Source organism: Fodinibius salinus (genome assembly GCF_008124865.1).
Lineage (GTDB): Bacteria > Bacteroidota > Rhodothermia > Balneolales > Balneolaceae > Fodinibius > Fodinibius salinus.
The window spans coordinates 393,690-419,413 of the sequence record NZ_VNHY01000002.1 but is presented as its reverse complement, the minus strand read 5'-3'; the positions used below and the strand labels follow the sequence as shown (position 1 = coordinate 419,413).

20 protein-coding genes and 1 pseudogene are annotated in these 25,724 nt (G+C 42.9%); 11 read left to right on the top strand and 10 right to left on the bottom strand.

Going from position 1 to position 25,724, the window contains the following annotated elements:
• Positions 1 to 28 precede the first annotated feature (28 nt).
• From LX73_RS06745 to LX73_RS13275, 5 genes and pseudogenes are all read right to left on the bottom strand, one after another.
• The gene (locus tag LX73_RS06745; protein WP_148898725.1) at positions 29 to 3,151 is read right to left on the bottom strand and encodes an efflux RND transporter permease subunit; all 3,123 of its coding nucleotides are present in this window, start codon (positions 3,149 to 3,151) and stop codon (positions 29 to 31) included.
• 24 nt (positions 3,152 to 3,175) lie between these two features.
• Positions 3,176 to 4,510 (bottom strand): efflux RND transporter periplasmic adaptor subunit, encoded by a 1,335-nt coding sequence (locus tag LX73_RS06740; protein WP_148898724.1) that lies wholly within the window; start codon positions 4,508 to 4,510, stop codon positions 3,176 to 3,178.
• Positions 4,511 to 5,044: 534 nt separating this feature from the next.
• Positions 5,045 to 5,872 (bottom strand): slipin family protein, encoded by an 828-nt coding sequence (locus LX73_RS06735; protein ID WP_148898723.1) that lies wholly within the window; start codon positions 5,870 to 5,872, stop codon positions 5,045 to 5,047.
• 26 nt (positions 5,873 to 5,898) lie between these two features.
• Positions 5,899 to 6,054 carry an NfeD family protein gene (locus tag LX73_RS13205; RefSeq protein WP_170245611.1) on the bottom strand — a complete coding sequence of 52 codons (156 nt, stop codon included), beginning with the start codon at positions 6,052 to 6,054 and terminating at the stop codon, positions 5,899 to 5,901.
• Between the two features lie 133 nt (positions 6,055 to 6,187).
• A pseudogene (locus LX73_RS13275) lies at positions 6,188 to 7,102 on the bottom strand (NfeD family protein); the annotation flags it as partial.
• A 247-nt stretch (positions 7,103 to 7,349) separates the two neighbouring features.
• On the opposite strand from LX73_RS13275, the gene LX73_RS06725 reads away from it, so the two are divergent.
• The gene (locus LX73_RS06725; RefSeq protein WP_148898722.1) at positions 7,350 to 7,946 is read left to right on the top strand and encodes a TetR/AcrR family transcriptional regulator; all 597 of its coding nucleotides are present in this window, start codon (positions 7,350 to 7,352) and stop codon (positions 7,944 to 7,946) included.
• 14 nt (positions 7,947 to 7,960) lie between these two features.
• Here LX73_RS06725 and LX73_RS06720 read toward each other — a convergent pair whose 3' ends face one another.
• Positions 7,961 to 9,397, bottom strand: a complete 1,437-nt coding sequence (locus tag LX73_RS06720) for a pyridoxal phosphate-dependent decarboxylase family protein (protein WP_148898721.1) — start codon at positions 9,395 to 9,397, stop codon at positions 7,961 to 7,963.
• 54 nt (positions 9,398 to 9,451) lie between these two features.
• Entirely contained in the window at positions 9,452 to 9,664 is a 213-nt protein-coding gene (locus LX73_RS06715; RefSeq protein ID WP_148898720.1) for a hypothetical protein, read from the bottom strand.
• 151 nt (positions 9,665 to 9,815) lie between these two features.
• Between LX73_RS06715 and LX73_RS06710 the strand changes: the two genes are divergently transcribed.
• The 4 genes from LX73_RS06710 (at position 9,816) to LX73_RS06695 (ending at position 14,692) form a co-directional block, all read left to right on the top strand.
• A complete protein-coding gene (locus LX73_RS06710) occupies positions 9,816 to 10,151 on the top strand; it encodes an ArsR/SmtB family transcription factor (protein WP_148898719.1) in 336 nt (111 codons plus the stop codon).
• 2 nt (positions 10,152 to 10,153) lie between these two features.
• A complete protein-coding gene (locus tag LX73_RS06705) occupies positions 10,154 to 10,978 on the top strand; it encodes an arsenite methyltransferase (RefSeq protein WP_148898718.1) in 825 nt (274 codons plus the stop codon).
• Between the two features lie 637 nt (positions 10,979 to 11,615).
• Positions 11,616 to 12,611 (top strand): histidine kinase dimerization/phosphoacceptor domain -containing protein, encoded by a 996-nt coding sequence (locus LX73_RS06700; protein ID WP_148898717.1) that lies wholly within the window; start codon positions 11,616 to 11,618, stop codon positions 12,609 to 12,611.
• A 113-nt stretch (positions 12,612 to 12,724) separates the two neighbouring features.
• Positions 12,725 to 14,692 (top strand): S9 family peptidase, encoded by a 1,968-nt coding sequence (locus LX73_RS06695; protein ID WP_170245610.1) that lies wholly within the window; start codon positions 12,725 to 12,727, stop codon positions 14,690 to 14,692.
• Positions 14,693 to 14,898: 206 nt separating this feature from the next.
• Here LX73_RS06695 and LX73_RS06690 read toward each other — a convergent pair whose 3' ends face one another.
• A complete protein-coding gene (locus tag LX73_RS06690) occupies positions 14,899 to 15,372 on the bottom strand; it encodes a hypothetical protein (RefSeq protein ID WP_148898715.1) in 474 nt (157 codons plus the stop codon).
• A gap of 111 nt (positions 15,373 to 15,483) precedes the next feature.
• On the opposite strand from LX73_RS06690, the gene LX73_RS06685 reads away from it, so the two are divergent.
• Positions 15,484 to 16,035, top strand: coding sequence for an RNA 2'-phosphotransferase (locus LX73_RS06685; protein ID WP_281289664.1), 552 nt, complete (start codon positions 15,484 to 15,486; stop codon positions 16,033 to 16,035).
• 133 nt (positions 16,036 to 16,168) lie between these two features.
• Complete coding sequence (locus LX73_RS06680) at positions 16,169 to 17,689, top strand: S10 family peptidase (RefSeq protein ID WP_148898713.1); 1,521 nt, start codon at positions 16,169 to 16,171, stop codon at positions 17,687 to 17,689.
• A gap of 229 nt (positions 17,690 to 17,918) precedes the next feature.
• Here LX73_RS06680 and LX73_RS06675 read toward each other — a convergent pair whose 3' ends face one another.
• Positions 17,919 to 19,094, bottom strand: a complete 1,176-nt coding sequence (locus LX73_RS06675; protein WP_148898712.1) for a DUF3095 domain-containing protein — start codon at positions 19,092 to 19,094, stop codon at positions 17,919 to 17,921.
• A gap of 499 nt (positions 19,095 to 19,593) precedes the next feature.
• On the opposite strand from LX73_RS06675, the gene LX73_RS06670 reads away from it, so the two are divergent.
• The 3 genes from LX73_RS06670 to LX73_RS06660 all read left to right on the top strand — a co-directional run bounded on the left by LX73_RS06670 (position 19,594) and on the right by LX73_RS06660 (position 24,202).
• Positions 19,594 to 20,277 carry a response regulator transcription factor gene (locus LX73_RS06670; RefSeq protein WP_148898711.1) on the top strand — a complete coding sequence of 228 codons (684 nt, stop codon included), beginning with the start codon at positions 19,594 to 19,596 and terminating at the stop codon, positions 20,275 to 20,277.
• Positions 20,277 to 21,542: a sensor histidine kinase gene (locus LX73_RS06665; RefSeq protein ID WP_148898710.1), complete on the top strand. Its 1,266-nt coding sequence runs from the start codon at positions 20,277 to 20,279 to the stop codon at positions 21,540 to 21,542. Before LX73_RS06670 ends, LX73_RS06665 begins: the two co-directional genes overlap by 1 nt.
• A 206-nt stretch (positions 21,543 to 21,748) precedes the next feature.
• A complete protein-coding gene (locus LX73_RS06660; protein ID WP_148898709.1) occupies positions 21,749 to 24,202 on the top strand; it encodes a TonB-dependent receptor in 2,454 nt (817 codons plus the stop codon).
• 122 nt (positions 24,203 to 24,324) lie between these two features.
• Here the strand turns inward: LX73_RS06660 and LX73_RS06655 are convergent, their stop codons facing one another.
• Positions 24,325 to 25,098, bottom strand: a complete 774-nt coding sequence (locus LX73_RS06655; protein WP_148898708.1) for a hypothetical protein — start codon at positions 25,096 to 25,098, stop codon at positions 24,325 to 24,327.
• A 121-nt stretch (positions 25,099 to 25,219) separates the two neighbouring features.
• On the opposite strand from LX73_RS06655, the gene LX73_RS06650 reads away from it, so the two are divergent.
• Positions 25,220 to 25,648, top strand: coding sequence for a DoxX family protein (locus LX73_RS06650; RefSeq protein ID WP_148898707.1), 429 nt, complete (start codon positions 25,220 to 25,222; stop codon positions 25,646 to 25,648).
• The last annotated feature ends 76 nt before the right edge of the window (positions 25,649 to 25,724 follow it).

Sequence of the window (25,724 nt, the reverse complement as noted above, 5' to 3'; positions counted from 1 at the left end):
TTTATTGTATAGAAATGAAGGGTGGGAATTAGGCTTTGGCGGGATTTATATCTTTATCGGTGCCCAATGAAGGCATCCAGCTTTTGTTGCTGATTTTGTTCATAAGATGTTCGGCGGAAACATATACAACCGGTAAGAAAATCAAGGTGATAAGTGTAGAAGCGGTAAGCCCACCAATAACAACACGTGCTAGTGAAGCTTGTATTTCCGCTCCTGCTCCTACCCCAAAAGAAAGCGGTAACAGTCCTAAAATAGTAGTAAGTGTTGTCATTAGAATGGGTCGCAGGCGTAGTTTTCCAGAATAAATAACGGCTTCTCGTACTTTCATACCATGTTCGCGGCGCATCAGATTGATATAATCTACTAAGACAATGGCGTTGTTCACCACAATCCCAATAAGCATTACCATACCCATCATGCTCTGCATGTTGATGGTAGTGCCGGTAAGCAGTAGGGTAGGTACTACTCCGATTATAGCCAGCGGTACCGAAACCATAACCACCAATGGGTCAAAGAACCGTTCAAATTGAGCTGCCATTACCATATAAATTAAGATCAGCGCCATGATAATGGAAAGTTGAAAGTCGGAAGCTGCCTCCTGTTGTTCTTCGTATTGCCCACTGTAAACAATGGAGAATCCTTCAGGCAGCGGCATATCAGTAAGTTTAGCTTTTATTTTCTCTACTGCATCACCTAGCGCTACTCCACTTTTGAGGTTGGCTGAAATATAAGATACGCGTTGGCTGTTTACGCGTTCAATTTCGGTGGGGCCTCGTCCTTTAGTTTGAGAGGTAATGGCCGAAATGGGTACTACCCCTCCGTTGGATGTCCTTATGGAGATGTTATCAAGGTCTGTGGTGCTGAGCCGATCCTCGGGCTGCAGGCGTACCGTAATGGGATATTCATCTCCTTCTTCACGGTACGATCCGGCACGGCTGCCTCCCACATTCGTTTGGACGATCCGGGCAACCTCGCTGACTGAAAGACCGAGATCTGCAATTTTTTCGCGGTTAAAGGTTATATTTTCTTCCGGTTGCCCTTCTCGACGTCCGATGCGTACGCCTTTTATCTCGGGGACCTGTTCCATTCGCTGTTTAATATTTTGAGAGATCTTTTTTGCTCGATCCAGATTGTAACCACGAAGCTGGAGTTCTACTTCTTCTCCGCCACCGGATCCAAACAGGCGTCGCAGAATCCAGAGTCCCGACTGGGCACTCACACGGATATCGCCTCCGGGAATAGTACCGGATACTTGTTCACGTAGATGATCTGCAATTTTAGAGGTGCTTTGAGAGCGCTTTGATGCTTCAACCATAGCAACTTCAACTTCGGCCCGTCCGTCGCGCACATCGGTAGTAAGGTGTTCGACGTTTTCCATGGGCAAGTTAGCCCGCACTACTTTTTCAAGCTCTTGCAGATACTGATTTTGTACGGCAATATTTGTGCCTTCAGCCATCATGAAATCGATATCAATTTCGTCGGCATCTGACTGTGGAGCTAGTTCTACCGGAATTGTAGGCAAGACCAAGAAACATCCAATAACAAGTATTGCAGCAGAAGTAAAAACCAAAGGTTTCTTGGAAAGGGTAAATTCGATGAGGTTTGTATAACGCTCTTCTAGTTTATTAAAAAATCGCTGGAACCAACTTTTTTGCTGAGCTTTATCCGAGCCTTCGGGTTGAACAGTCAAGAATTTACTACACAGCATGGGAACGAGTGTAAGGGCCACAAAGAGCGAACATACCAGGGCAAAAACGACAACAAGTGCAAGCTGCTGAAAGATGGTTCCTGAAATAGTCTGCATAAAAACGACGGGCAGAAAGATAACAGAGGTGGTGATAGTAGAAGCAACAATGGCGCCGCCCACTTCGCGTGTACCTACAAGGGCACTGTTTTTGAGATCTTTTCCGCGCTCTTCCCTAAGTCGTATAATATTTTCAAGCACTACAATGGCATTATCAATAATAAGCCCCACCCCCAGAGCCAAGCCGCCAAAACTCATTTGATTTAAGGTAAGTCCATTAAAATAGAGCAGTGCAAAAGTGGCAATAATAGATATGGGTATTGCCAAGGCAATGATGAAGGTCGAAGACCCATTTCGCAGAAACAGGTAGAGTACAAAAATGGCCAGCAGGGCTCCCCAGATAGCAGAACTTTTCACATTGTCAATGGAGTTTTGGATGAACTCACTTTGGTCGGTTGTAACAAATAGTTGCATGTCGCTGCGCTCACTGTTGATCTGGTCGATCTCATCGCGTATACTTTCTGCTACTGCTACGGTATTAGCGCCGGTTTGTTTTCGGATGCCAAAACGTACCATGGGCTTACCGTCAATAGTCACTAGCCGGTTCAGATCTTCAAAGCCCCATTTAACTTCGGCTACATCTTTCACCCTAATTGGCTTGCCGTCAATTACAGAGATAATGGTATTCGCAATCTGGTCGAGGGACTCATATTCTCCGAGCGTTCGTACATATAATTGTTGTACGCCAGAATTCACATTACCACCCGGGAGATTAATATTTTCGTTGGTAATGGCTTGCTGCACCTGTGCCGAAGAAAGTCCACTGGCGATAAGCCGATCTCGTTTTAGTGATACATGTACTTCTTTGTAAACGCCGCCCCATATCCCTATGGATCCTACACCGGCAATTTGTTCAAACCGTTTGGTGATTTCACGATCAAGAACCTGCGTTAGTTTTTGCAGGTTCATGTCGGAATTGGCACCCACAATGACAATGGGAAAGTTATTCGGATCGAACTTCCAAATGCGCGGAGGTTCTGCTTCAGGAGGGAGTTCATCACGGACACGATCAAGTACGGCCCGAATATCGTTAGCGGCAACATCAATATCGGAGCCTTGGGCAAATTCAAGTGTTACTTGGCTTTCGCCTTCTTCTGAACTAGAACGTACGCGCTCTACACCAGGTACGCCGGCCACCGCGTTTTCTATTCGCTCAGTGATAATCTTTTCCACTTCTTCGGGACCAACATTAGGGTAATCTGTTGCAACGGTAAGCTGGGGATATTCGACCGGAGGAAGAAGGTCAACGGGTAGATAGCGAAATGAAATAACACCAAGTACTATGATAATCAGGAATACCATAGTAGTAGCTACAGGACGGTTAACAGCAGTTTCGGTAATCTTCATAATATCAAAATTTCGTTATCTTAATTAATTAGTAGTGGTGGGTGACTCAGTATTAATATCATCTAAGATACGCTGTAACAGGTCTTGCCGCTGTAGCCCTTGCATAGCCAGAATGCGCTTCCATGAACTAGCGCGTACTCGTGCTTTGCTCTTGTCTTCATCCAGTAAGTTTTGGCCGACGGTTACAACCCAGCTTCCCGGATCGATGCCGGCCACTCCCAACTCCATGCGACCTTCGGCAATAACATCCACTTGTTTAAATTCTACTGGTGTAGCATCCGACAGTGGCGGGGGATTGTCGGGGTCTAGCTGTTTTATCGGCTCTACTTCACTACCCATCGAGGTAACCATGTACACACCCTCTTTACCTGTTTCCGGATCAGTAAATAGTGCACTGCTTGGAATAAGAGTTGCTTGCTGGCTCTCCCCATACAAAATATCTACTGCTACAAACATGCCCGGACGTAGGATGTTATTATTGTTTTGAACATCGATTTCGCCTTCTGTACTGCGGGTAATATTATTGAGGAAAGGAGAAATGCGAGAAAGGTCAGCCTCAATCATTTTACTTTTTTTACCATTGGGGTTCGGGTAAATCTGCGCTGTTTGGCCTACCTTAATAGAATTAAGCATGTCTTCAGTAAGCATTACTTCTATCCTTAGGTTATCGAGATCACCGATCGTAAATAGCCGAGTGCTAGAATTTACCTGCATGCCACGTTCAGCATTTCGCTGGCCCACCGTTCCGTTGATAGGAGCACGAATTACTGTTTTGGAAAAGATTTCTTGCTGCTCATTGAGATTTGATTGAGACTGTTGCAACTGTGCCTCTGCCAATTCAACATCTGCTTCTGCAGAAGACATTTGTGCTTGTAGTGTTTCGAGCTCCAGATCACTGGACAGTTCTTTTTCGCTCAGCTGTTTAGTTCGTTTATATTGTGCTTCCAGCTCGTTGTATCGTGCTTTTGCCTGTTTGAGTCGTGCCTGATTGATTCGAAGATTGGCCTTGGCCTGTTCTACCTGCTCTTTATACTGCCGATCTTGTAGAGAAACAATAGGGTCTCCCTCTTTTACCTTATCTCCACTTTGGACGTGTACTTCAGTTATTTTTCCGGAAATCTCGGGATAAAGTGAAACCTGATTGTTTGCTATAACGGTGCCACTCAATCGCTGTGAAAGAGGTAAAGAACCATACCGGGCCTTGACCGCTTCTACTGCAGGGATAGTTGAAAGTTCCTGTTCATTTTCGCCTCCTTGATTATCATTGTTATAATTCCCGCAGGAAATCAAAAGGAGCATAGCAAAAGAAAAAGTTAGTGCGCGGGAGAGTGTTTTGATCCTACTGTTTTCAATCTTCATGAACCAAAAGTTTATAAGTTGAAGTAATTACGATATCAAAAAATGAAAGAATAGAGTATAATCGTTCATTTAATGATATAATATCTTGTTAGCATAAAGTAACAACTTAATTCTGAAGGAAAGTTGAACTTTGGATCTTTAAAAAAGAATCAGTTGTGTTGAAGGATTTGCCTTAAAATTGCCTACCCCGGCGGAAAGCCAGACTTTATGAAACTGAACTTTGTTTCAGAAGAACAGAAAGATTAACAACTATACATCTCTCTCCTAGTTATGCTAATCCGCCGTAGAGTGGGTTTTATGCGTTATTCCCCACGAAAGATGTTGGGGTAATCGGTCGAAAACAGTATAGATAGGTTCCTCCTTACCTGTCCCGAACCATTCGGTAGAAACAGCAAGGGGATCAGGGGATAAACTGACAAACGTATATAAAGAATACTCACTTATTAAAAGGGATGGATCTATGAGAGGATGCTTGTTAGGTGAAGTCTTTTTTGACTTAGTCAGTATGGCAATCCTCTCTATCTATTAAATGCATTAGCTTTCATCACCTGTATCTGTTTCATCGCCATTTGATGAAGAAGGCAAATTAGTGTCAGACATCCCTTTAAAAACATCCAGCATTTCCATAGGCAGTGGCAGCATAGCAAAGGTGGCATTTTCTTCTGATACCTCGGCCATTGTTTGCAAAAATCGAAGCTGTAGTGCCATGGGGGCTTTTTCCATCATTTGAGCAGCGTCTACCATGCGTTCGGCAGCCTGGTACTCACCCTGAGCATTAATAACTTTTGCCCGTCGGTCGCGCTCCGTCTCGGCCTGACGTGCCATAGCACGCTTCATGTTCTCGGGTAGTACTACATCCCGGACCTCAACGGATACTACTTTAATTCCCCAAGGGTCAGTTTGGCGGTCGATAATTTCCTGGATGTTCTTGTTGACCTTTTCACGCTCGGCAAGTAACTCGTCAAGCTCCACCTGTCCTACGATACTGCGCAGCGTAGTTTGTGCCAGCATAGATGTAGCGTGGATGTATTTTTCTACCTGGATAACGGCTTGTTCGGCATCCATTACCCGAAAAAAAGTAATAGCATCTACATGTACCGTCACATTATCTTTAGTGATAACTTCCTGACGATCTACATTAATAGTGAGTACACGCAGATCTACACGCTCGATTTTATCAATGAAAGGAATCAGAAAAATGAGTCCCGGCCCCTTGGTTTTAAGGTACTTTCCCAGCCGAAACACAACAGCCCGTTCGTACTCACGCAAAATTTTGAACATCTGCGGCAGTAAGATGGCCGCAAGTACGGCAATGGTTACGATCCAAACGAGTATATCATAAAATGAGCTGTCACTTTCCATAAGATCCTCTTTTTTTGATTAGTTTATTACGAATGGTCATCCGTAGGTTCAACTGTTATTGTGAGTCCGTCGATAGAAACAACTTTGCACCATTTTCCTTCTTGAATATTCTTTTCGCTGACAGCATTCCAGTATTCCCCGTTGACGAAAACGCGTCCCCCCTTCAGCGGTAACCGGCTCAATAACTTCAGCGTGTTTGCCAATCATTGATTCCTTGCCGGTCTGGTTGCTAGTAAACTGTACACGTACGCCCTCGGTAACAATCCAGGCAAAAAAGAGCGTGGTTAAAATAGTAGCCGGGATTAGCCAGGCCCATGAGAGCTCCATCGATTCGGGAAGATCCTGAAAAAGCATAAGCGCCCCCAGAAAGAAAGAAACCGATCCGCCGGCAATAAGTACGCCAAAAGCTGGAGTAAAAGCTTCAGCTGTAAACAAGACAATAGCCAGGCCGATCAGGGCGAAGCCGGCAATATTAATGGGCATAGCCGAAGAGGCATACAGCACAAGGATAAGTGCTATAACCCCCGCAACTCCCGGTATAATAGTACCCGGATTGGTGACTTCGCCGATTATACCATAGATGGCGATCATGGTTAGGATAAGCATTACCTCGGGACGAATAATAAAGCTGAGCAGTGATTCAGCAAGATTCGTAGGGAGTTTCGAAATAGTAGCATTTCGGGTATTAAGAGTATCTCCGTTAACTACCCGGCCGTCAATTTTTCGTAGTACATCTGTTCGGTTTGGAGCTATAAAATCTATGACATTGAGCTCCAGTGCTTTTTCGGCCGTTATTGCCTTTCCCTCGCGAACCGCCGAACGTGCCCAGTCAGCGTTACGGTTGCGCCGGTTAGCTATACTTTCAATAAAACTTTCGGAATAATTGAACAGTTTTTTCTGCATTACAGAATCCGTCTGCCCCCCGCCCATCTGCACGGGAGAGGCTGCGCCGATTGTTGTGGTAGGTGCCATTACTGCAACATGTGATGCCATGGTGATAAATGTACCTGCACTTGCCGCGCGTCCACCTTCGGGAGCTACATACACCACTATAGGCATGTCGTCAGAATCTAAAAAGCTCTGGACAATACTTTTTGTGGATTCCAGCAGCCCGCCCGGCGTATCCAGTTGGATAAGCAAACATTCTGCATTCGCTTTCTTTGCTTCACGTATGCCCCTGTTGATATAATTTGTTGTGGGTGGAGAGATAGATCCTTCAACAGAAATCATTGTAACATTCTTTCGGGATGAGTCTGCAGTATTGGACTGTGCAACCCCCGCCGAAGCTACAAAAGTGAACAGCAATATGAGGAAAACGTGTTTTGCCATAGGTTAAACATGGTGAAATCCTGCTTTCAAAGCAATTGTATTTCCAGGGGTTGTTTTATTGGTTATTAACTATTCGTTTAATGGTAAGCTTGAGCTTTAAGCACTGAACTGTTAGCTTATAACAAAGTTAATTAACTAATTAGTTTTTATGGCCAAAGATCAACAGGATACTCGTTCAGAGATACTTAATGTAGCACGTGAACAGTTTATTGCTCATGGCTACGACGGAGCACGGCTGCAAACTATAGCTGATGGTATAGGGGTGACAAAGGCGATGATCCACTACTACTTTAACACCAAGCAAGAGCTTTTTGAGCAGGTGTATCGCCGTTCAGCCGAGCAGATCTTTGGTAAGCTATCGGATACCCTTGACAGCGACGAGGTGCTATTCAAAAAAATTGAATCACTTATTGAGGATTGTCTGCAGATAGCAAAGAATGAACCCGAAGTGGTGTCATTTGTAATAACCGAAGGTACACGCAAGGCAGATTGGCTGCAACCTGCTATGGAAGATCAGATTACTGTTGATCTGCAGGGATTTGACGAAGAACTGCAGAAGGCTGCTTCAAACTATCAGATTGCAGCGGTGGATGCTCACGTACTGCTCATTCAGATTTTCTCTTTGTGTTATTATCCGGTGTTGTCTCGTAATATTAATAGATCACTATTTAAAGAAGCTGTTGATGAAGAAATGCCCAGCAAGGGTATTGTTATGGATACCATTTTAAATTGGCTGACAGCTTAGGCTCAATATGCAGACTATTTAATCTCCTCAATCTTTTCACTGAGTACGCTGATGATGAGATCAATATCATCGAGATGCGTGCGAAAATTAAGTATAGCCAGTCGAAGATAGGTAGTGCCATTAATTTCTGTTGATGACAGGAATACGCGTCCGTCTTGGTGAATGGCATCAACCAGCTTTTTATTGAATGCGTTAGCTTTTCCTGTTTTGGGAACGTATCGAAAAAAGAGGATCGACAGTTCGGGCTCGGGCCCCACCTCGATACCGTCAATTTGTTGAATTTCGTCATAGAAATAGCGCGTCAGCAGTAATTTTTCCTCGAGAGCGGCGCGGAAAGGTTGTATGCCAAAAAGTTGGAGCGGCAACCACATGCGCAGTCCCCGGAAGTGTTTGGAAAGCTCGGGCGAAAGATCTGCCGGAGACATCTCTTCTGTGGCCTGGTAAGTATCCTGCATATAATTGGCGCTCATGTGCTGGGAGTGATATAGTTTCTGCCCATCCCTCACGAGCAGTGCTCCCGACCCGTAGGGCAAAAACAGTCCCTTATGAGGATCGATGGTTGCTGAATCTGAATATTCTATCCCATCCATAACTCGTTGTCCGTGTTCGGTAAGCAGAAAAAAGCCACCGTAGGCCGCATCCACATGAAACCAGAGGTCGTGCCGATCTGAGATGTGGGCAATATCCTGTAGGGGATCCACCGCACCGAGATCAGTCGTTCCGGCTGAAGCAAAAATCGTGAGCGGAATAAGGCCGTCTTTCTTATCGGTCATGATCTGCTTGTCCAACTCATTTGGACGCATACGATACTGGCTATCCATCGGAATGGTACGGACTGTCGCATCTCCGAGCCCCGCAAATTTGATAGCCTTGATCACGCAATGATGCACTTGTTGGGTAGTATAAATGACGGCTCGGCTAAAGTCAGAAGCGGTAATACCAGAATCGTCGCGTGCTGCTACCAGTGCAATGAGATTAGCAATTGATCCGCCTGATGTTAAATTTCCGCTGGCCTCTTTCGGATAACCAAGCAGGTTACACATCCAGCGAATACATTGGTTTTCGATGCGGACAGCACCGGGAGATGAAAAGAAAACACCGGCATAGCGGTTGGTTACAGCAGCCAAATAGTCCCCGATGGCTGAGGGATAGAGTCCCCCGCCCGGAATGTAGCCGGCATGTTTGCCTGACGCAGGATTAAGTCCCTGAGAATCAACTTCGGAATCAAGGGTTTGGAGTAGGGTATTAAAATCAGTTGGATTATCGTCAATTGGCAGGTCAAGTACCCCCCTGCCCATTGCATCTGATTCTTTATATGCTGGCTTATGGTCCAGTTCATCTAAAAATTGATGTCCATATTCATGGGCTTGCTCAAGCAGTTCTTTACGCTCCTTGGCAGAAGGTTCTAAACTACGTGCTTGTTTCTCCAGTTTTTTAATTTTTGCCTTCATAAATGCTAGTATTGCCTGTTCAATTTAAATGAGCGGTCGCATTGAGAAAGGAAGTTACTCTTCTTCATCTTGATACTGTTCGTCGTAGGCTGTTTTGATACGCTGGTTCATGTGGCGTTTATAGTTCTTGTATTCATAAGTCCGTACTGTAAATTCAGAACGAAAGTTGCCGTCATTGCAGACCACCTGCAGTTTTTCTGGATGGTCAGTTTCGGTAATTTCCACTTCGATGGAACCAAGATTGTAAGATTCGATAATAGAGCTCATAAATATAGTCGTCTTATTTTAGTCTAAAGATACACACTCTGAGGTTATTTTTGAATTGTTGATATGGACAGACTCTAAAAAAACTTCACAAATAAGTTTGCAATACAGTTCGGAATAATTTAATTTAATCGTAAAACTACGATATACGATTATGGCAATTACAAAAGCTCAGCTTTTTAATAAAAAACAGAAACGTACCGCCGAACTGGCAAAGGTGCTTGGTCACCCGGCGCGCATCGCTATTTTGGAGCTTCTGGCCGAGCGTGCCACCTGCATTTGCGGAGATATTACCAATGAACTACCCCTTGCTCAGTCCACAATATCGCAACATCTGAAAGCGCTCAAAAAGTCGGGAATTATCAAAGGTGAAGTGGACGGCGTGCGTACCTGTTACTGTCTGAATGAAGAAGTGGTCACAGAATTTGAGGAATTGATTACTGCTTTTGCTACTGATCTACGAATTGCAATCTCCGAAGACTCCTGCTAATTATGAAAACCGATAAACAAACTTCTGACGAATTGAAAGAAACAGTTAAGAAAAAATATGCTGCTATCAGTGAGCAATCGAGGTCCGAAAATGAAGGATCTTGCTGTGGTACTTCCTGCGGCTGTGATACTGTAGATTATGCTATTTTTGCTGATGATTATTCAGAAATGGGTGGTTACAATCAAGATGCCGACCTGGGATTGGGCTGTGGTCTACCTACTGAGCATGCGCATATCTCTAAAGGTGATACCGTTGTGGATCTGGGATCGGGGGCAGGCAATGACTGTTTCGTTGCGCGGGAGCTTACAGGAAGTACAGGACGGGTTATTGGTCTGGATATGACGCAGAAAATGATTGATAAGGCTGAGGCCAATACTGACAAGCTGGGATTTGAAAACGTGGAGTTTGTCCTTGGGGATATTGAGGACATGCCTCTTGAAGATGGTCTGGCCGATGTGGTGGTAAGCAACTGCGTAATGAACTTGGTACCTGACAAACCCAAAGCCTTTGCGGAAACGTATCGTATTATAAAGCCAGGCGGGCATTTTAGTATTTCGGATGTAGTTACTTCTGGTGATTTACCACCAAAGCTTAATAAAGACGCCGAAATGTATGCTGGGTGTGTGTCCGGTGCTATTAACAAAAAAGAGTATCTGGAAATTGTGCGGAAAGCAGGATTCACAGATCTAAAAATTCAAAAAGAAAAACGTATTAGGCTTCCCGATGAAATTCTTTCCAAGTATTTAGCTGCTGATGAGCTGGAAGCATTCAAAAATTCTGGGACTGGCATCTTTTCAATTACTTTATATGCAAAAAAAGCCGAATAATTATCCTAGACAGGGCTTTACAAAACTTTGTGCCATTGTGAATGGAATGAGCGAAATCTAGCAATCCCACTATATTGAGGATCACCACGCCCCAAAAATGTGGACCCGTGAGGGCAATTTTAGAATGTATGGTTTTGCTAGGGGCAGGTTAGAATATGAAAAATAGCACCGCTTAGTAACATTCATGTAACTCTTCCGGCGTTTAAAGCGGTGCTGTCTGATATCGACAGTAGCAACTCTGATGTAATTTATTGCCTGATACGTTGGACGATGGAGTGGTCGTATTTATCGGCTATGTGCGCTGGAATTAAGGATTAGATCCAGCAACTTTTTGAATCAGCTGTCTTTGCGGCTACTCCCTGTTTTGTGATTCAGAAGCAGTCCGACTATTCTTTCACTGCCAAGGTTTGCCAACTGTAATGGATATGATGAAAGGTAGTAGAATAGCAGATATTACAGAAAAGAAAATACTTGTATGTGCAGGCATATATATTGTGGTATTCTTTGTACCTGTCAGCATCTCCAAAACCGTGATTAGCTAAAAAAAGCTTAGTAATCATTAACCGATTCATTAAATTCAAATTTGCTCGGGATAATGATTATCATTGGGTAAACCATAAAATTAGGGTACGATAAAATGAAGGACATGAATTTTTCAGAATTCCAGGAATTGCTTAATGACAGCTCACGATTGCTCGTATATCGGGGTACAATTAAAGATGAACTAACCTTTAATTACTTTAGTGAAAATACGGCTAATGTTCTGGGTTTTTCAGAAAGCGTTTTTATCAAGGATGCTAAAGCTTGGTTTGATTGCATCCATGTGGATGATACATCCAGAGTGAAAGATCATTACCACAACTTGGCTCCTGGGGAAAGTGCGGAATTGATCTTTCGGTTTCAACACCAGCGCGGGCATTTTGTTTGGCTTCGCAGTCATATTAAACATATCGGGGAGAATACCATAATCGGTACGGCTACAGAAATTACGGAAGAAAAAGAAGCCGAAGAGAAAGAAACACTTCTTTCTGAAATTCATCACCGTGTGAAGAATAATTTGGCCATTATGTCGGGATTGCTGGAAATGCAGGCTCTCAATACTAAAGAAGAAAAGCTGTTACAACGGCTCAATGAAAATCAATCGCGCATCCAGGCAATGGGCCGAGTACATGAAAAGATGTATGAGTCAAACTTATTTTCTGAGGTGCCCATCAGTGAATATATAGATGACCTGCTTGAAAAGATTGATGAGGGCAAATATGCCGATGGCTCTAAGGTAACGGTAACAACTGATATGGAGCAGTTATCTTTAAATATAAGTCAGGCCGTTCCCTTTGGAATCATTGTAAATGAGCTGGTTGAAAACTGCTACCGATATGCTTTTGAGGGTCAAAAAAGTGGTAAAATAAATCTTAGCTTATCCAGAGACGAAGATACTGTAACATTGGTAATAAAAGATAACGGTATAGGACTGCCGGATGAATTTGAGTCGAAATCGAAATCCTCTACAGGAATGACCTTGATTGATGCCTTGGTGGGTCAGCTATCGGGAACCTTTGAGCCGTCATCATCATCTGAAGGCACAACTTTTGTGGTAACATTTGATGTCGATGAAAAAGAATCTTTGGGTTAGGCTTAATAAAGGTTATCAGGAAATGTTAATTTTATATTCTACAAATTATGTTTTTACGGTCTAAAATATATGCAATAATATTATGCTGTCTGATTTCCGTATCACCATTACTGGTGAATGGTCAATCCTCATCACGTGGGATGACGCCCCTGGATGTTGCCAAGACTGAACAGGTTGATGAAATAGCGGTTAGTCCTTCTGGGGAAAAAGCCATTTATACGTTGCGGGTTCCGGCGAATCCACTCAAAGAAAATAAGCCTGCCAGCCACCATTTGTACCTGGCAGATCTAGCCAGCGGAAATTCTCTGCCGTATGTAACGACTATGAGCGTCAGCGATATAGCTTTTCGACCAAACCATAATACCATTACTTTTTTGGGCCATCGTTCTGCCGATAAGCCGACAGCTCTTTTCGAGATATCGCTAAATGGTGGAGAAGCACAAAAGATTTTTTCTTTTCCCACACCCATTGCAGGATACTCATGGGCTTCTGATGGCAATCATCTTGCATATATGGCGGCCGATACTACCAGACAAGAAGATTCTGTATTACCTTATGAGCCGGAAATTTATGAAGAAAACCTAACACAGCGGCGCGGCTATGTAACCAACCTTTCAAAAGAAGGACACCAACCCCATCAGTTACAGGTAGAAGGATCGATTTATCAAATGCACTGGAGCCCTGAGGGTAAGCGGCTGGCTATTGCTGTAGCACCAACACCTCATGTGGATGACTATTACATGCACCAGCAGGTGTTAATTACTGATCATCACGGCGAAAAAGTACATACTCAAGTAGATCACAAAGGTAAGTTGGGGCATATAGGCTGGAGTCCCGACGGTTCCAAGCTGGCTATGTTGGCCGGTGCCGATATCCATGATCCTATTGCGGGACGTTTATTTGTAATTTCTGCTGATGATGGAAGTACAACTCAGTTGCAGCCGCAGTTAAAACAGAAGTTTGAACAGTTCCAATGGGCCGACAATAATACTCTATACTATTTAACCAGCAAGGGCGTATGGTCAACCTATGGAAGGATAAATACCGACGGTATGGGAATGAAGACTGTTGTGGATACCAGCGGCCCCAGTATTAATTCTTTTGACCGTTTATCAGCAGGTACTACTATTTTTACAGCCAGCACTCCCTCCCATCCCCAGGAATTATTTAAGCTAGATGGCAATGAGGCTAAAAGAGTGACTAACAGCAATCCTTGGCTTGATCAGAAAAAACTTGGTAAACAGAAAGTTGTAAAGTGGAATGGCAATGACGGTACTGAGCTACAGGGCATTCTGGTATATCCGATTAATTATCAAAAAGATAAGAAGTATCCGATGATAACCAGTGTGCACGGTGGACCCGAAAGTCATTATAATAATGGTTGGGTAACGGGTTATTCCGATGCCGGACAGGTAGGAGCGGCACAGGGTTATTTCGTTTTTTACCCTAACTACCGAGGCAGTACCGGTCGGGGCGAAACTTTTGCCAAGAGTAGTCAGGCAGATATGGCCGGTGCCGAATTTGATGATATTGTAGCTGGGGTTGACGAATTGGTTGAGGTTGGGCTGGTCGACTCCGCCAAAATAGGTGTAACCGGTGGATCGTATGGCGGCTATGCTACGGGCTGGATGTCCACTCGCTATACTGATCGTTTCGCGGCAGGTGTAATGTTTGTAGGAATCAGCAACAATATTTCGAAATGGGGTACCAGCGACATCCCCGAAGAGCTGTACTTGGTGCATGCCCGGGAGCGTATTTGGGAAGATTATCAGTCGTTTTTAAAGCGCAGTCCCATTTACTACGCAGGACAGGCTGACACTCCCCTACTGATTATGGCTGGCAAGCAGGATACCCGCGTTGATCCCGGCCAATCGTATGAGCTTTATCGCCACATTAAAACGCGTACTGATACCCCCGTTCGATTGGTGCTTTATCCCGGAGAGGGACATGGTAACGCTAACGCTACAGCGCAATACGATTACAATCTGCGCAGCATGCGTTGGTTTAATGAGTATCTGAAGGGACAACCCAAAGAGCGTCCCGATGATGAATTGAAGCTTGAAGGTACTACAGTTGAATAATGAAACTGATGTCTTGAACAACAAAAGCCCGCTGTTAAAGCGGGCTTTTGTTATTAAAAGAAAGGCTATAAAGTGTTTTCTCGGTATGTGTTAAGAGTGTGAGAAACAATCCTATCTTTAATTTGCTACAGTAATAGTATTGTTCCACTCCGTTTGTAAATAACAGATGTTTTAATAACTCCTTTAATTAGTCTTGCCAAGAAATATTATGCTTGTTCTCCTATATACTTTTCAATGTCATCCGAATTGCCTGAAAGGGTCACCTCTTCAAGGTTTTTCGTACGTTGTACTTTATCGATAATACCCTGAATTAAATCTTTATAATTGTTAAAGTCATTGCTGATATACAATTTATTTTCATCCGATTGTAGGCAGAAACTGGAAAAGGTAGAACCAAAATCTATCTTTTCTACCTCTCCAAAAGACAAGTTACTGGGAGCAAAAACGCCTTCTTTTTTTATTTCTTCATCTGTTAGTTTTACGGTGTATCCAATTGCTTTAAGGATGACCAGTGCCCAGATCATAAAGAGCATGATCATGACCGTACCCATAATAACTTGCTGTACCTGTACATTAAGTACTGCGGCATACAGCATAGGGATACCCACAAATGCAAAAAGAAACCCAATTAAAATTTTTGATCGTAACCTAAGCTGAAACTCCTGTTCGTTTTTTTCCATAACAAACTATTTTGAATAGCATTTATGATTTTTAATGCTACAAATTAATTTTTAAAAATAAAACTGTTGAAATTGTTAGGAAGTTAACCCCGGTTTTTAAAAAGTAAAATTTTGGATAAAAGCCTAAGATCACTGAGTAAATTTTTGAGTTATGTACTACGGGACCACCCCGAGTCGATCGGGCTTTCTGTTGACGAAAATGGTTGGGCTTCGGTGGATAAGTTGATCCATAAAGCTAAAGAGGAGGGCAAGAAACTAAATTACAACCGGTTGCATGATATTATCAGTCATGGATCAAAGCAGCGTTTTATCCTCTCAGAAGATGGAAATTATATTCGAGCGGGCTATGGGCATTCTATTGATGTAGATCTGCAGCTGCGTGCCCAGCAACCGCCCGAAATTCTTTATCATGGTACAGCGCAGAGAAATGCAGATAATATTCTTGCTGAAGGACTCCATTCCGCCAACCGTAATTTGGTGCACCTGTCGGTTCACAAGGCTGATGCTCATCAGGTGGGAGCACGCCACGGGGAATCGGTAATTTTACGAGTAAACTCAATAAAAATGGCACGAAAGAACTATGATTTTTATCAATCCGAAAGTGAGCCCAGTATTTGGTTGACGAAGTATGTACCAGCAAAATTTATTGATGGTTTCCAATAAAAGCGGATAACGTAGCCATAAACTTAGTGTAGTAAAGAAGTAGCGTACCGTATGTAATATTCTTCCAATCTGCTGAAAATTTTATACCTTCATTTCTAATACTTCTATTTAAATCAATATCCGAAGGTCAATTATGAAAAAACTAATACTATCTTTTTTTATGGTGGTTATTTCCACCGCAGGATTGAGCGTTATCAATGTACAAGCTCAAACTGACAGTTCGGCAAAAGCGATACCAGAGGCTAAACAGTCGGTGACGCAGCACACTGTTACCGTGGATGGCGAAGAGATTGAATACACGGCCACAGCTGGAACAATGATTCTCAAAAATAATAAAGGGGAACCAGTTGCCTCTTTTGGTTATACAGCCTACAGCAAAAACGGGGTAGAAGACAAATCGACTCGTCCGCTTACCTTTTCGTATAACGGTGGACCCGGCTCTTCATCTCTATGGTTACATATGGGTGTAATGGGGCCACGACGCGTTGTCGTTGACGATCCCAACAGCACACCACCTGCTCCTTATGAGTTGACCGACAATCAGTATTCTATGCTGGATGCTACCGATATTGTAATGGTTGATCCTGTGGGAACCGGAGTAAGCCGAGCTATTGGCAAAGCGGAAAACAAAGATTTCTGGGGATTAAGCCAGGATGTTCGCTCAGTTAGCAATTTCATCAAGACCTATATCAGTGAAAATAACCGATGGAATTCGCCAAAATATTTGTTGGGTGAAAGTTACGGTACTACTCGGTCGGCCGGTATAGTTGATCACCTACAGGAACAGGGGATTGCCATGAACGGAGTGGTCTTGGTTTCTACTGTTCTTGATTTACGTACTATTTCTTTCGGTGATGCTGACTTTACGCCTTACGTGGTGTACTTGCCTACTTACGCAGCGGTGGCTGAGTATCATGGAGAGTTAAGCCATTCTCCTGAAAGTTTAGAGGCATTTATAGAGGATGCCCGTCAGTTTGCCTCAACGGAATATACGGAGGCACTAATGAAAGGAGAAGAACTGTCGGAGGCGCGACGCAACGAAATCATCAATAGGTTATCTTATTTCACGGGACTTAGCAAAGACTACCTGGACAAAGCTAACATGCGTGTAACACAGTCGGAGTTTACTAAGCAGCTGCTCCGTGAAAAAGGCAAAACCGTGGGACGGCTCGACTCTCGGTATAAAGGATATAGTCTGGATAACCTTTCCCAGAATGCAATTTATGATCCACAGAGTTCCGCTATTAGTCCGGCTTATACGACCATGTTTTTGCAATACTATCATAATGAGTTGGAGTTCGGAAAAGATATGCAGTATAACATCTCAGCTTACAGTCTGCCCGGTTTTGAGTGGGACTGGTCTCGGCCCGGAAGTTATTTTCCCACAAGCCCGACTACTGCTCCAGACCTTGCGGACGCGATGGTTAAAAACCCCAATTTAGAAGTGTTGGTACTAAATGGATATTATGATTTAGCTACGCCGTTTATGGGAGCTGAATATACAATGGACCATTTGGAAATACCCTCGGAGCTGGAGGAAAATATTTCAATGGAATATTACAAGGCGGGACATATGATGTATATCCATAAGCCTTCGTTGAAAAAAATGCATGATGATGTAGAGCGTTTCATCCAACAAACAGGTCAAAACTAAAATTAGTAAAAAATTATGAGCACCTGATTTTAAATAAGTTCCGGTGCTCGATACGAACCATTTTAGCCACCTTTATCAATACTAAGAAGCTACCTGTTGGTGAATATACCAGCAGGTAGCTTTTTGTTTGGGAAACTACTTTTACAGCCATCCCCAACTGACAAATCTATAAATGGCTGTACATACAAATATATAAAAGGGTTGTTGGATAGTTTCTATTGTTGGCAAATTAACCTTTCGAAAGTGAGTTAAGCTGTTCCTTGAGCTGTTTTGAGGCTGATACATACCCCCCGCCGCTACCGTCAACGAAATGGATGTGTTCACGATGGTATTGAAAAACCATACAAGTAATCATCGCTGCATCAGCAATATGGATACCGTAGGCAAGCTTATTTTCTTTGTGTTGTTGCTGTAGAAAAGCTTCTAACTGTTGGCGCTGTTTGGGGGTACCGCTTATAACTACGCGCAGCATATCGTCAAACTTACGGTGGTCGGAATTCAGAGACATATCCCTTTTGTATAGCGACCAATCGGTCGCCGAAGTTTCATAATTGAGGGCCATCAGTAGTTTTCCGATAAGAATTTGAAGTTCTGTTTTTACGAGATAGATAATACGGCTCAGCCATCCCTCTTCGAAAGTTCGAAATTTCACCTCGTTCATAAGTTTATTGAACGAGGTGGTCATTTTGAGTTGTGAGGGATCAATGGGATTTGTTATGTCATCAAAACCGAAAATGTCGCGCATTTTCTGCAAGACAGGTTGATAAGCTTCTTCTGTAAAATCGGTGGCTGGGTTATGTTTAACCAGCAGGGTAAGCACTTCTTTGTTGGGTTGTTTTACCTCCTTCCAGCGGCATTCAAGCCCGGAAAAATCAACGTCGCCGGTACTATCAGAGGGATAGATGGCGTATTGTTGAATGTTAGGACCCTTAAGAATTTCCTCTGCATAGCTGATACCGCCCCCTGAAAAAACTCCTTGAATATAATATTCCGAGGCACGGTAGCGAGCTACTTTTATTGTATATCCTTGGTCTTCGATATGAGATATTGGAATGAGGGCTGTTCGTAAGTCTAAGTTGTATTCTTTTTTCCCAATTTTACGACTTTGGGCTAGTACATTCTTTGCACTATCGTACAGCGTTGGGGGGGTACAAAATGAACAGCCGTCCCCCCCAAAGATATAGGGAATTTCGTTACGGTCTGCAATATTAAGGATACCAACAATAGGAGAGGCTCCAAGCATATTTACTTTTTTATATAGATTATTTTCAACTGCAGTGGTTGAGTCCACAATATCAGAAACGGCTACATACCAGTCAGAGGGTAATGAGTGGTAGTTGTTTTCATTTGATGCATCAAAGAAATTTTTGATGACAGGCAATTGTGTGTAGAAGTTAGAGGGCATATAAAGTCATTTTATAATTATCACTCCGTATTTAATGAGTTACAAAAACAAACAAGGAGTTCAGTAGTCAGGCCAAGAAAATTAAGATATTGAGAAAATATTTTTGCTTAGGGTGTTGTTTTAACTCTTTAAAGAGCAGGATTGCTTATTTATCAATAGCTTGAGTATAATAATTGAAATTTATATGTAACCAAAAGTGTGATATCTAAGCGCTATTGTTGTGTAGCTCAAGTAGCTGAGATTTAAAGTATATCAATTGGTTATGATAGCTTTAAACCTTTAAAAGATCGGTGAGGACATTTTTGTTTATCGTTGCAGGCAAGTATTAGAAATGCAATAAAGCAAGGAAGAATAGTAAGATATTTATTCTCCATTTAGTGATATTAATCTATCTAACAAAAATTAGATAAAGGCGTATTACAAATTAATGTCTTGTATTTTGGTTGTTCCCTCTCACAGCTTCAGTTTTGCTTCAAAATCGGGTTTTATATTTTAGATTATGAAATTGTTGATTATCGAAGATAATGAAGATTTGCTGGAAAACATCTGTACCTACCTAGAACGTGAAGGCTATATCTGTGAGTATGCCCAAAATTATTCACAGGCCTTCGACAAGGTTATGTCTTATACTTATGATGTAGTGCTCATAGATATTATGATACCCGGAGGTTCGGGCCTGCAGGTACTGCGGGAGCTGAAGTCAGTAAATCCGAAGACGGGAACGATTATTATATCGGCGAAAAATGCACTTGATGATAAAGTAGAAGGACTTGAGCTTGGAGCCGATGATTACATCACCAAGCCCTTTCAACTACCAGAGCTTCATGCACGGATAAAGGCAATCAATCGCCGTAACCAGCGGGATGGAGAAGAGATCCTGAATGTCAACGAAATTGCGATTAACACCGATACTATGGAGGTTACCGTAGATGATACGGAAGTAGAGCTGACCCCCAAAGAGTACGATTTATTGCTTTATTTTGCATCCAACAAAAATCACGTGCTCTCTAAGCAGACAATTGCCGAACACCTATGGGGTGATTACGTAGATCATCTGACAAACTTGGATTTTGTATATCAGCATATCAAGAATTTGCGAAAGAAGTTGGAAGAGGCCGGTGCCGAGAATTATATCGAAAGCGTGTATGGCATTGGTTATAAATTTAATGTAAAAAGAAGGTAATGAAGCTAACATCAAAATTTGTGCTTATCTACCTTGTCGTAACGCTTATTGTGTTGAGCATTGGCGGATACCTGTCCTATCATATTATTAAAGACGAGGTAGATAGCGAGTTAAAGTGGCGTTTTATGGATCGGGTAGAACGAATTACATACCTGATTGAAGAAGGCCATATTATGGACGATACTACATCAGTCAGTGATGAGGATAGGAACTTGACGATTAGGCAGCTTTCCCGACAAGTAGAGCCTAAAGTTGAAGTCCGTGATACCATGGTATGGCACGAGCGACTGCAGCAGAAAGAGCCGAACTTAAAGCTGATAGCCCATCGCAATGTTAACAACAAGTCATATTATATTGCTACATACGGGGCACTTATTGAGACGGATGATATTACCGAAGCGGTTACCAAGATATTGCTTTGGATTCTGGGTATGCAGGTGATTGGTGCCATAGGAGTGGGGTTTATTGTATCCAATCGCTTATTTAAGCCATTTCGTGAGACGTTGAATCAACTTAAAGCATTTAATTTGCAGAATAAGGAACCCATTGAAGCCGGACAGGCCAATGTAGAAGAATTTGCTGACCTGAATCACTTTGTAGAGCAAATGACCCGTAAGGCCGTAGCTGACTATAAGAATCTCAAAGAGTTTGCTGAAAATGCTTCACATGAGTTACAGACACCGCTCGCTATTATTAAAGGCAAGCTAGAGCTATTGACTGAGACAGATCTTAACCCCGAACAGTATCAGTATGTGGATGACAGCCAGCGTGCCATTAAGAAACTATCGCGGCTCAGTGAGTCCTTATCATTACTTACAAAAATCGAAAACCATGAGTTTGGTGATGCTGATGAAGTAAATATGACAAAGCTCATCAGGGAGAGCACACAGTCTTTTCATGAGTTTATAAAACTCAACGATTTGTCGGTACAGACAGATCTTACCGAAGACGTGATGGTGCACATCCACCCGGCGCTGGCGGATATTTTGTGGACTAATTTATTCCAGAATGCAATTAAGCACAATATTGAAGAGGGCAAAATAAGTATAACGCTAACCGAAGAGACGCTTACTATTGGCAATACCGGCAAACCGCTCGATATGCAACCCGAAAAGCTATTTGAGCGATTTAAAAAAGATGCTCAGAATACTGAATCAATTGGGTTGGGGCTGTCGATCATCAAGCAGATTGTAGATCAAAATGGCTACCAAATTTCATATCGCTATAATGATGGTTGGCATAATATAAAGGTCACATTTAGCTAAGTCGGTACGCTCAAAATAGAAGAAAGGTGTAACAGCTAAAAAGAACGTCCTCATCTATTTTTCCTAGTACGTTCTATTGAAATATATACGAGTGAACGTATATCAAATCTTCAAATTTCGTTCAGCTTTAATACAACGTTGGCACAAGTTCATCTGTTATCTTGAATTCAGAAATAAGAAAGCGAACACAGAAACGATAAATATTGATGAAAAAGCTAGCCCTCTCGTTATTTATATTACTTACATTTTGTTCGATTGCACTATCCCAGTCAAATAATGCAACGCTCACCGGAACCATTTTAGATGAAAAAGAACAACCTGTGCCCTATGCTTCAGTTGCGGTTTATGATTCCAGCCAGTCCCAGGTGCTAACAGGTGCATCAAGCGATACAACGGGTACTTTTTCTATCGATGTGGAGAGCGGCAGTTACGTATTAAAGATAACCTTTTTGTCATTTAAGCCTCATACCGAATCATTCGAGGTTGGCGCGGGCGAAACAAAAGATTTTGGTGATATTGTATTAACGCCCACCGCCGAAAGTATGGATGAAGTTGTAGTTCGGGGCGAACAGTCGCAGATGGAAATGAGCTTCGACCGGCGCGTTTTTAATGTGGGGCAGGATATCACTAGCCTGGGCGGCTCTGCCGTAAATGTGTTGGATAATGTCCCCTCTGTTAGTACGGATATTGATGGCAATATTAGCCTGCGCGGTAATCAGTCGGTGCGGGTACTTATTAATGGTAAACCATCAAGTATGGTCAGCGGTGATGTAGATGCCCTGCGCAGTCTGCCGGCCAGCATGATTAAAAAAGTGGAAATTATTACCAATCCTTCTTCGAAATATGCGGCCGAAGGTTCGGCAGGAATTATAAATATTATCCTCAAAAAAGAACGTGAGGGAGGCCTTAATGGTAGCGCCAGCGTGGAGGGCGGATATCCCGAAGAATACGGAGGGTCTGTGAACCTTAATTATCGTAAGAATGATATTAACTGGTTTATTGATGCCGGTGCTGATTACCGTTCGGAGCCGGAATCCGGCAGTTCATTTCAGCGCTATGCAGGTCCCAATGCTTCTAGTCCTGACACAACTTATATGTATCGAGAACGTACGGAGGCAACAGAATCTGAAGTAGACGGAGATCTACGGTTCGGTGCTGATTTTTATCTGTCAGAGAATGAAGTACTTACTGCCAGTAGCTATATCAGTATGGAGAAAGAGACCAATGACGAAGATATCCGCTACACTGATTATCAGTATTCAACCGGTGCAACAACAGGTCCTGTCATTGAACAAGTAAGCCGTGATAATATTGAAGAAGCCCGAGAACGAAACTTCGACTTTAATCTCAATTATGAAAATAAGTTTAACGGTGATGAGCACAAGTTGGTGGCAGATGCCAGTTTTGATATCAGCCGAGAAAATGCAGAGACAAATATAGAAGAGGTGGTCCAGCAGGGATCGGCCGCTCCGCTTCGTCAACGCAGCGAAGATACGGAGGAAGAAATGGATCTGCGGATTAATGCTGAATACAAACAGCCGCTCGGCGAAAAGGGTAAGCTGGAAGCCGGACTCCGTAGTGACACTGAGTGGATGGATACCGGCTATAGCGCCGAAACATTTAAGAATGGCAACTGGGTAACCGAGCCGACTTTTACACAAAACTTTTTATATAACGAAAACGTCAATGCTGCTTTTGTCATCTTGGGTGGTGAATTCGGATCCTTTTCCGGCCAAATTGGCCTACGCGCTGAAAACACAAATATCCGTACCGAGATAAAGGGTACCGGTCAGGTTAATGAGCAGCACTATCTTAATCTATTTCCCAGTGCCTCTTTAAATTATTCATTTAACGATCAGCAGTCGGTGCAAATGAGCTACAGTCGCCGTCTGCGTCGCCCATGGTCACGCTCGCTTATCCCTTTTGTGGATTTTGATGATCCGCGAAGCCAGTATATTGGCAATCCAAATCTAACGCCAGAGTTTAGCAATTCTTATGAGGTAGGCTATCTCCATTATTGGGAGACCGGCTCGCTGTTGACCAGCTTTTATTATCGGCACCGCACGGATGTTATAGAACGTATAACTGAACAGCGGAATGGAGACCTATATCGCTTTCCTATCAACTTTGCGACAGAAAAAGCGTGGGGGGTTGAGTTTTCGGCTGACCAAGAAATTATTGATGGGCTTTCGGTAAATGCCAATGCTAATCTTTTTAAATCTAATATGGATGGTACATATCAAAGCCAAGCATTTAACAGCGAGTCGCGCAATGTACAGGGACGTATGCGCCTGCAGTGGGAAATAGTCGAAGGGTTTAATTACCAAGCGTCAATGCGGTATCGTGGACCCAGTAATACCCCGCAAGGTAGCCGCGAAGGTATGACGATGATGGATGTTGGCGTTGCCTATGATATGCTTGACGGAAAAGCGAAGCTTTCGCTAAATGTTCGGGATCTGCTAAATTCACAAAACTTCAATAATACTGTTACAACAAACGGAAATGAACAGACAGACTTTTATTCCACTCGGCAATTTAGTTGGTCGTCGCGTTCATTTTCGTTGAGCTTCCAATACTTTTTCGGTGATCGCCAAAATAAGCGTCGCGATAACGACCGGCGCGGCCCCCAGGAAGGTCCGGAGCAAGGGGGAGGTTATTAATCTGAATTGTTGGGAAACATTTTGCGATTTCGTTCGTAATGTATACAGAGTAGCTTTCTAAGCATAAGCTATGACCTTTGGCTGCAAGCTCCGAATAGGGCTTGCAGCTTTTTTATTGATAATTAGTTCTGCAGCTGTGGCCAGTCCCCATTTGCTGCAAACAATTGTTCATATATGACTGTCATAATATGAGCAGAATTGAGCATCCCTCCACAATAGCCCGGTTCTTGTGCAAGGGTTATGCCTTCACATTTGGGTAGGATATGTTGAAACACCGGTTGCTGGGGATCTATTACAGTCTTAATTTCCTCATCAGTATAGCGACTAAAATCCTCTGAGTAGTGTCGTTTGCCCTTCCCGTGAATAAAGTAATCCAAATCAATATCAAAAAAAATGTGCTGATCCTCACGATCGAGGATAAAATTCTGAAAGCGCTCAAAATCTCCAAATTCATAAAAAGTGTGCTCCCTGCCCTCGTGATCCATAATGGTTTGATGCATTTCTTCCGCTGTATTTTTGAGTAAAATCACATCTCCCACAAGGTTCAGCCATGTGGCACAGCGAATGTGTGCGTCATTGGTTTGGGCAAACCGTGCCCATACGTAGTTCGAGACATCTGATAGGTTCGATTGATCAAGCTGAAGCAGAGATTTTTTTTGTTTATCAGTAGGTGGGGCAAAGTCGCGGTGCCAGTCAATGGTAACCAAGGTTGGTGCTTGCTGATCCGATTGGATATCCTGAAGCTGATTTCGCCACTTCATCCAAAAGAAAAAGGCGAAGCGGTGTTCCATAATTACGGCTTTTTCTACTGACCGGTTACTGTTTGCCGGATGAGGAAGCTTTGTTAGAAAAGTTCCGGGTGGGTTGCAGTTTTGGGGATCTACATTTTCGTACATTTATAGGGGGACTGGTTTATGTAAGGATGACTAAATTAAAGATCATAAAATAAAAATTAGCATTATTCATTCTGAACCCTTTTAATATGGTAAACCTATTAATCTAAACAAGGATAATAATATGTTACAACGACTAAAATCTTCTACCCTTAGCGAGTTTGTCGATGTCAATACCTCCGTTATGTTGCTACGGCTTTTTGCTTTTTTGATGATCTACAATCATGGCTTTGGCAAAGTAATGAATGTGATAAACGGCAACTTTCAGTTTGGGGATCCCATTGGTTTAGGTCCAGAAGTTTCTCTTGTTTTAGCTGCTCTGGCCGAAGGTATCTGTGCATTGTTGGTTCTTGTAGGGTTCTGGACGCGCCTGGCTTCCCTCATTCTAGTTATTAATATGGCTGTTGCTGCTTTCTTTTATCACCTACCCGCTGGTGATGGTTTTGGAGGAATGGAAATGGCGCTAATGTATATGCTGGTGTTCTTAATTATCTTTTTGCTTGGACCCGGCGACCATTCTATTGACAAAACTATTCAAGAAGGGAGTGCTTGATTAGTTGTTGGAAGTGACAGATCCTTCCTTATTGAATGTTTTTCTACTGTTATAGCTTTGGGAAATTTTTAACATT

Bases quoted from the DNA above. Each gene is read 5' to 3' on its own strand.
- LX73_RS06745 (WP_148898725.1), bottom strand. From the start codon at position 3,151: ATGAAGATTACCGAAACTGCTGTTAACCGTCCTGTAGCTACTACTATG.
- LX73_RS06740 (WP_148898724.1), bottom strand. From the start codon at position 4,510: ATGAAGATTGAAAACAGTAGGATCAAAACACTCTCCCGCGCACTAACT.
- LX73_RS06735 (WP_148898723.1), bottom strand. From the start codon at position 5,872: ATGGAAAGTGACAGCTCATTTTATGATATACTCGTTTGGATCGTAACC.
- LX73_RS06725 (WP_148898722.1), top strand. From the start codon at position 7,350: ATGGCCAAAGATCAACAGGATACTCGTTCAGAGATACTTAATGTAGCA.
- LX73_RS06720 (WP_148898721.1), bottom strand. From the start codon at position 9,397: ATGAAGGCAAAAATTAAAAAACTGGAGAAACAAGCACGTAGTTTAGAA.
- LX73_RS06715 (WP_148898720.1), bottom strand. From the start codon at position 9,664: ATGAGCTCTATTATCGAATCTTACAATCTTGGTTCCATCGAAGTGGAA.
- LX73_RS06710 (WP_148898719.1), top strand. From the start codon at position 9,816: ATGGCAATTACAAAAGCTCAGCTTTTTAATAAAAAACAGAAACGTACC.
- LX73_RS06705 (WP_148898718.1), top strand. From the start codon at position 10,154: ATGAAAACCGATAAACAAACTTCTGACGAATTGAAAGAAACAGTTAAG.
- LX73_RS06700 (WP_148898717.1), top strand. From the start codon at position 11,616: ATGAAGGACATGAATTTTTCAGAATTCCAGGAATTGCTTAATGACAGC.
- LX73_RS06690 (WP_148898715.1), bottom strand. From the start codon at position 15,372: ATGGAAAAAAACGAACAGGAGTTTCAGCTTAGGTTACGATCAAAAATT.
- LX73_RS06680 (WP_148898713.1), top strand. From the start codon at position 16,169: ATGAAAAAACTAATACTATCTTTTTTTATGGTGGTTATTTCCACCGCA.
- LX73_RS06675 (WP_148898712.1), bottom strand. From the start codon at position 19,094: ATGCCCTCTAACTTCTACACACAATTGCCTGTCATCAAAAATTTCTTT.
- LX73_RS06670 (WP_148898711.1), top strand. From the start codon at position 19,594: ATGAAATTGTTGATTATCGAAGATAATGAAGATTTGCTGGAAAACATC.
- LX73_RS06665 (WP_148898710.1), top strand. From the start codon at position 20,277: ATGAAGCTAACATCAAAATTTGTGCTTATCTACCTTGTCGTAACGCTT.
- LX73_RS06660 (WP_148898709.1), top strand. From the start codon at position 21,749: ATGAAAAAGCTAGCCCTCTCGTTATTTATATTACTTACATTTTGTTCG.
- LX73_RS06655 (WP_148898708.1), bottom strand. From the start codon at position 25,098: ATGTACGAAAATGTAGATCCCCAAAACTGCAACCCACCCGGAACTTTT.
- LX73_RS06650 (WP_148898707.1), top strand. From the start codon at position 25,220: ATGTTACAACGACTAAAATCTTCTACCCTTAGCGAGTTTGTCGATGTC.